Below are 6,645 nucleotides of genomic sequence, written 5' to 3'. Positions count from 1 at the left end.
GTCGCCCAGGGCCTCGAGCGGTGCCTCGGTGCCGTCGCGCACGACCTCGCCGGAGCGGTCGGCACGCTCGACCGCGACGGCCGCGGCCCCGTCGCGGGACGCGACCTGCTCGCCGACGCCTCCCCCGCGACGCTCGCGGCGCTCGGGGGCACGGGCAGCGGCGGCGGTGCGGCGTTCGCCCTCGCGGCGCTCGGGGGGCGTCTCGTCCCGGCGGTGCGAGAGGTGGCGGACGCCGTGGGTCTCGACACGCGGCTCGCCGCGGCGGACCTCGTGGTCGTCGTCGCGGACGAGCTCGGCGCGCGCGAGCTGGAGGACGGTGCGACGCCCGAGGTCGCGCGCCGCGCCGCACGGCACGCGCTGCCCGTCGTGGTCGTCGCGCGCACGGTCCTCGCCGGGCGGCGGGAGCAGGCCGCCGCCGGGCTGAGCGGGGTCCACGCGTGGGGCGGCGGCTCCCCGCGGGCGCTGGTGGAGCGGGTCGCGCGCACGTGGTCGCGGGTCTGACGCGTGCCCCGCGGCGGCGGCCGCGACGTCCCCGCGGTGCACGCCCGCGCCCGGCCCGTCTCGACCGGACGTCGCGCGGACTCGTAGACTCGGGAACACGACCGGCACGGACGGTGTTCTTGGACCTGACGGGAGCTGCTGACGGACGTCTCGCAGCCCCGGGAACGCCGGCCACCACCGGGGCAGCGCGGCTGCCCCCGACAGCGCGGAGACGAGATGAGCGAGACCACCGAGACTGCCACCCACGGCGTCAACCTGACCGACGGGGCCGCGGACAAGGTCCGCACCCTCCTCGAGCAGGAGGGTCGTGACGACCTCCGCCTGCGTGTGGCGGTGCAGCCGGGCGGCTGCTCCGGCCTGATCTACCAGCTCTACTTCGACGAGCGGCTGCTCGACGGCGACGCGCTGCGCGACTACGACGGCGTGGAGGTCGTGGTCGACAAGATGAGCGTCCCCTACCTCGAGGGCGCGACGATCGATTTCGCCGACACCATCGAGAAGCAGGGCTTCACGATCGACAACCCCAACGCGGGCAGCGCCTGCGCGTGCGGCGGCTCCTTCAGCTGACCCGTCCGCGCTCCACGAGGCCCGGTCGCCGCACGGCGACCGGGCCTCGTCGTGCCCGGGGCGTCGTCGTGCCACGGCCCGGAGGGCGTGCCACGGTCACGGACCGGTGCCCGGACCGAGCTCGACGTGATCGCCCAGGCCGGTCCGTCGTCGGACACGGGCAGTGCGCGCTCGTCGACCACCCGGTGCCCGCGCATGCGCGCCCAGGCCGGCACGTCGTGCCGCGCGGCCGGGTCGGTCGACCACACGTCCAGCCGCTCGCCCCGCGCCCGGTCGCGCGCGGCCGCGGCCAGGCGGATCACCGGGAGCGGGCAGCGCAGCCCGCGCGCGTCCACGACGACCGGCTCGGACGCGGTCGCGGGACCGGGCGACGTCCCGTCCCCGGTCACAGGCCCTCGACCCCCAGCGCGGCGCGGACGCGCGCGACGGCGCCGGGCAGCACCGCGAGCAGGTGCTCGACGTCGTCCGCGGTGGTCGAGCGGTCGAGCGCGATCCGCACGTTGCCGTGCGTGAGGACCTCCATCGCCGCGAGGACGTGCGACGGCTCGAGGGTGCCCGACGTGCACGCGGAGCCCGAGCCGACGGCGACGCCCGCGCGGTCGAGCTCGGTGAGCAGCGCCTCGCCGTCGACGTAGAGGAAGGAGAACGTCACGACGTGCGGCAGGCGGTCGACCGGGTCGCCCACGACCTCCACGTCGGGCACGGTGGCGGCCACGGCGGTCCGCACACGGTCCACGAGCGCGCGACGCCGCGCGTCCTGCGCCTCGAGGTCGGCCAGCACCGCCTGCAGCCCGACGGCCGCGGAGAACGCGGCGGGGACGCTCACGCCGCCCGGCACCAGCGGGTCCGGGTCCTCCGGGAACGGGCTGCGCCGCCGCACCCGCGAGCGCAGCGCCAGGACCCCGACGCCGGGCGCTGCGCCCCAGTCCGCAGGATCGCCGGCGAGCACGTCCCATGCCCCGGCGACCGGGACGTGCCCCAGGCTCGCCCCCGCGTCCACGAGGAGGGGGACGTCCGCGGCGCGGGCGACGTCGTGCACGGCCTCGACGGGCTGGAGCGTGCCGACCTCGCCGTTGGCGTGCTGCAGGGCGGCGAGCGCGGTGCCGGGCCGCGCGAGGGCGGCGGACATCGCCCGTGCGTCGACGCGGCCGGACCGGTCCACGTCGACGACGTGGCGCTCGAGGCCGCCGTGGACCGCCGCGTGGAGCACCGCCGCGCGCTCGACGGCGCTCACCACCACGCGCGCGCCCGTGCGGCGCCGCCCGGAGGACACCGCCGCGATGGCGGTGTGCAGCGAGGCCGTGTGCGACGGTGTGAAGACGACCTCCTCGGTGCGCGCCCGAGCGCCCCGGCCACGGCCTCGCGCGCCCCGCCAGCAGGGCTGCCGCACGGCGGCCCTCGGCGTGCAGGCGGCGCGGGTCCGCCCAGCCGTCGTCGAGCGCCTGCTCGAAGGCCTGCCGGGCCAGGGGGTGCCACGGTGCGCGCCCGCCGTTGTCGAGCAGCACGCGCGGACGGGTGGTGTGCGTCACAGGGCCTCCGGCGTCGGGTGGCGGGAGTGGGCGGGCCGGCCGTCCGCCAGGGCGCCGTGCGCGGACGCGACGGCCGGGGTGCGACCCGTCCGGAACCGAGCGCTGGCGCGGAGAACTCCGGCAGCGCGCCGCGGACACGAGCACGGTATCGCGTGGCGTCGCGACGGCGGCGCGCGGAAGGATCTGACAGAGCGGCCGGTCCTGTGTCGAACCCCGGCGGAGGTACGGCGAACGTGGCAGGAATCTCCTCGTCCCCGGTCGCGTCCGGGGCCACGGAGCCCGGATCGGCGCGCTAGGCTGCGTGTGTCGAGGACGAAGGTCTTGTGCTGGGCTCGTGGAGACGGGCAGGTGCAGGACGTGACGTGAAAGGCCCCCCTTGCACTCGCAACCCCCTAGCCGCACACGGCGCACCGTTCTGCGGGCGACGGCCCTCGCCGTCACCGTCGCAGCGGTCGCGTCCGGCTGCGCCACCGACTCGGTCCAGCGCGGGTTCCTGCCCGGTTACGAGGGCGGGGAGGTGACCAACCAGACCGCCCGCATCACGTCGCTGTGGACCGGCTCGTGGATCGCCGCGCTGCTCGTCGGCATCGTCACGTGGGGACTGATGCTGTGGTGCGTCGCCGCCTACCGCAAGCGCAAGGACGACCACGTCCTGCCGGTCCAGACGCGCTACCACCTGCCGCTCGAGATCATGTACACGGCCGTGCCCATCGTCATGGTCCTCGTGCTCTTCGTCTACACGGACCGTGACATGACGGCCATCCAGGACCGCGACGTCGAGTCCGACATGACGATCCAGGTCATCGGCAAGCAGTGGAGCTGGGACTTCAACTACGTCGACGAGGACGTCTACGAGTCGGGCGTGCACCTCGCGGACGTCGGCGAGACGCTGACCGAGGACGCCGAGATCGACGGCGCGCCGGGCACCGGCGAGGTGCTGCCGACGCTCTACCTCCCGGTGGGGGAGAGCATCCGGTTCGAGCTCGAGTCGCGCGACGTCATCCACTCCTTCTGGATCCCCGCGTTCCTCTACAAGCAGGACATGATCCCGCACCGGACCAACGTGTTCGTCGTCACGCCGACGCGCGAGGGCGTCTACGCCGGCAAGTGCGCCGAGCTCTGCGGCGAGCACCACTCCGGGATGCTCTTCAACGTCGAGGTCGTCGACCGCGCCGAGTTCGACACGCAGATGGACGCGCTCCGCGAGCGGGGCCAGGAGGGCCAGATCCCCGTCCAGGCTTCAGCCGGCTCCAGGACCCGAACCCCGTCACCGCTACCACGGAGGGTGAGAACTGATGGTCGCCCAGGCCGAAGTCGTCCCCGGTCTCGCCCCCCGGCGCCAGACCCTCGGGCGGACCGTCATCAAGTGGGTGACGTCCACCGACCACAAGACGATCGGGTACCTGTACCTGATCTCGTCGTTCATCTTCTTCTGCATCGGCGGGCTCATGGCCCTCGTGATCCGCGCGGAGCTCTTCGAGCCGGGGATCCAGCTCGTGCAGAGCAAGGAGCAGTACAACCAGCTGTTCACGATGCACGGCACGATCATGCTGCTGCTGTTCGCCACCCCGCTCTTCGCCGGGTTCGCGAACGTCATCATGCCGCTGCAGATCGGCGCCCCCGACGTCGCGTTCCCGCGGCTCAACATGTTCGCGTACTGGCTCTACCTGTTCGGCGGCCTCATCGCGTCGGCCGGCTTCTTCACGCCGCAGGGCGCGGCGTCGTTCGGGTGGTTCGCGTACGCGCCCTTGTCGAGCACGACGTTCAGTCCAGGGCTCGGGGGAGACCTGTGGGTCTTCGGGCTCGCGCTCGCCGGCTTCGGGACGATCCTCGGTGCCGTCAACTTCATCACGACGATCATCACGATGCGCGCCCCGGGCATGACGATGTTCCGGATGCCGATCTTCACGTGGAACACGCTCGTCACGAGCCTCCTCGTGCTGATGGCCTTCCCCCCGCTCGCCTCGGCGCTCTTCGCGCTCGGCGCGGACCGACGCCTCGGCGCCCAGGTGTTCAACCCGGAGAACGGCGGTGCAATCCTCTGGCAGCACCTGTTCTGGTTCTTCGGGCACCCCGAGGTGTACATCATCGCGCTGCCGTTCTTCGGCATCGTGACGGAGATCCTGCCGGTGTTCAGCCGCAAGCCGATCTTCGGCTACAAGGGGCTGGTCTACGCGACGATCGCGATCGCGGCCCTGTCGGTCACGGTGTGGGCGCACCACATGTACGTCACGGGTGCGGTGCTGCTGCCGTTCTTCGCCTTCATGACGATGCTCATCGCGGTGCCGACCGGTGTGAAGTTCTTCAACTGGATCGGCACGATGTGGCGCGGCAAGCTGACGTTCGAGACGCCGATGCTGTGGTCGATCGGGTTCCTCGTCACGTTCCTCTTCGGTGGCCTGACGGGCATCATCCTGTCGAGCCCGGCGCTCGACTTCCACCTCTCCGACTCGTACTTCGTGGTGGCGCACTTCCACTACGTGGTGTTCGGGACCGTCGTCTTCGCGATGTTCGCCGGGTTCTACTTCTGGTGGCCGAAGTTCACGGGCCGGATGCTCAACGAGCGCCTCGGCAAGCTGCACTTCTGGCTGCTGTTCATCGGCTTCCACACCACCTTCCTCATCCAGCACTGGCTCGGTGTCGAGGGCATGCCTCGTCGGTACGCGGACTACGCGCCCTCGGACGGCTTCACCTGGGAGAACCAGGTCTCGACGATCGGCGCGTTCATCCTCGCCGCCTCGACGCTGCCCTTCCTGTGGAACGTGTACACGACGTGGCGCAACGCCCCGAAGGTCACGGTCGACGACCCGTGGGGCTACGGCCGCTCGCTCGAGTGGGCCACGTCGTGCCCGCCGCCCCGGCACAACTTCACGGCGCTGCCCCGCATCCGCTCCGAGTCGCCGGCCTTCGACCTGCACCACCCCGAGGTCGCGGCCATGGACCACGCGGAGCCCAGCCCGAACGTGCTCGAGCGCGTGTACGGCGAGGCCGACCGCCGCGGTGAGAAGAGCGTGGCGCTCGACCGTCTCAGCGGTGGATCCGAGAAGCAGGGCGACTCGACGACGACGAGGATCATCGACGAACCCGGGACCGCGGGTCCCGTCGACGAGAGCGAGGACGGCAAGTGAAGATCGAGTACAAGCTCTTCCTGCTCGGCGCGCCGTTCTTCGTGCTCGCAGGCATCGTCTACGGCTTCATGAGCGGCTGGGAGCCCGTCGGGTCCGTCGCGCTCCTGCTCACCGCGGGGCTCGTCGCGATGATCGGTGCGTACCTCGCGCTCACGGCCCGTCGCATCGACGCCCGGCCCGAGGACGACCCCGACGGCCTGATCGAGCAGGGCGCCGGCGACCAGGCGTCTACGCCCCGTGGAGCTGGTGGCCGCTCGCGATCGCGGCGACGGGCGCGACCACGTTCCTCGGGCTCGCGGTCGGCTGGTGGCTCGTCTACGTCGGCATCGCGCTCGGCGCGGTCGCCCTCGTCGGCTGGGTCTTCGAGTTCTCCCGCGGCCAGCACGCGCACTGACCCCTCCTCCGGGCGCGACGCGGCCCGGAGCGCGGCTCCGGTCGCCCGGTCGTGACAGGGCCCGGTTCTCCTCGCGGAGAACCGGGCCCTTCGTCGTGGGCGGAGCGGCCCGGCCGGCGTCCGAGGGACCCTGGTCCCGGCGTGCCGTCGCGTGACGAGCCGCGGAGGACGGTGGCACCCCGGGTTCCGCACGTGTCGCTGTACGTTGCGCCGTCGGGGGCGCCGAATCCGGGGTTGTGCGCGCCGGGCGTGCCGAGCCCTGGGTTGTGCGCCGCCGGGCGCGCGAACCCCGGTTGTGTGTCGTTCGAGGCCTTGAACGGCGCACAACCCGGGGTTCGGCGGTGGTGCGGGGTCCCGCGGTGGTCGGCGGGCTCGGTGGCCGACCGGGGCGGGGTGGGTGTCAGGCGGGGACGATGAGCCCGGCGGTCTGGGTGCGGGCGCGCTGGAGGCGGGCCTCGGCGTCGGACCAGTTGACCAGGTTCCACCAGGCGGTGACGTAGTCGGCGCGCACGTTCTGGTAGTCGAG

The 6,645-nt window shown here is 72.8% G+C and carries 6 protein-coding genes and 2 pseudogenes; 5 read left to right on the top strand and 3 right to left on the bottom strand.

All coding sequences use genetic code 11. The annotated features are described in order from the left end of the window. Window positions 1–501: glycerate kinase (locus BJF88_RS15580; protein WP_187346239.1), on the top strand; the 501-nt coding region annotated here is incomplete at its 5' end. Window positions 502–717: 216 nt separating this feature from the next. Further along, window positions 718–1,068, top strand: coding sequence for an iron-sulfur cluster insertion protein ErpA (gene erpA / locus BJF88_RS15575; protein ID WP_075829474.1), 351 nt, complete (start codon window positions 718–720; stop codon window positions 1,066–1,068). Here erpA and BJF88_RS15570 read toward each other — a convergent pair. Beyond that, a complete protein-coding gene (locus BJF88_RS15570; RefSeq protein WP_255372094.1) occupies window positions 957–1,403 on the bottom strand; it encodes a sulfurtransferase TusA family protein in 447 nt (148 codons plus the stop codon). The genes erpA and BJF88_RS15570 overlap by 112 nt on opposite strands. A gap of 50 nt (window positions 1,404–1,453) precedes the next feature. Further along, the gene (locus BJF88_RS15565; RefSeq protein ID WP_255372093.1) at window positions 1,454–2,458 is read right to left on the bottom strand and encodes a cysteine desulfurase family protein; all 1,005 of its coding nucleotides are present in this window, start codon (window positions 2,456–2,458) and stop codon (window positions 1,454–1,456) included. A 656-nt stretch (window positions 2,459–3,114) separates the two neighbouring features. On the opposite strand from BJF88_RS15565, the pseudogene BJF88_RS15560 reads away from it, so the two are divergent. The 3 genes and pseudogenes from BJF88_RS15560 to BJF88_RS15550 all read left to right on the top strand — a co-directional run. Continuing rightward, window positions 3,115–3,726 (top strand): annotated as a pseudogene (locus BJF88_RS15560) (cytochrome c oxidase subunit II); the annotation flags it as partial. A 166-nt stretch (window positions 3,727–3,892) separates the two neighbouring features. Continuing rightward, a complete protein-coding gene (ctaD, locus tag BJF88_RS15555) occupies window positions 3,893–5,725 on the top strand; it encodes a cytochrome c oxidase subunit I (RefSeq protein WP_075829472.1) in 1,833 nt (610 codons plus the stop codon). Continuing rightward, window positions 5,722–6,119 (top strand): annotated as a pseudogene (locus BJF88_RS15550) (cytochrome c oxidase subunit 4). Before ctaD ends, BJF88_RS15550 begins: the two are co-directional and overlap by 4 nt. Before the next feature lie 400 nt (window positions 6,120–6,519). Here BJF88_RS15550 and BJF88_RS15545 read toward each other — a convergent pair. Continuing rightward, on the bottom strand, window positions 6,520–6,645 hold a 126-nt coding region (locus BJF88_RS15545), incomplete at its 5' end, for a Fe-Mn family superoxide dismutase (protein ID WP_222844027.1).

Origin of the sequence: Cellulosimicrobium sp. CUA-896, from assembly GCF_001942335.1 — a bacterium.
Lineage (GTDB): Bacteria > Actinomycetota > Actinomycetes > Actinomycetales > Cellulomonadaceae > Cellulosimicrobium.
The sequence above is the reverse complement of the archived record's forward strand: the minus strand, read 5'-3'. Positions and strand labels throughout refer to the sequence as shown.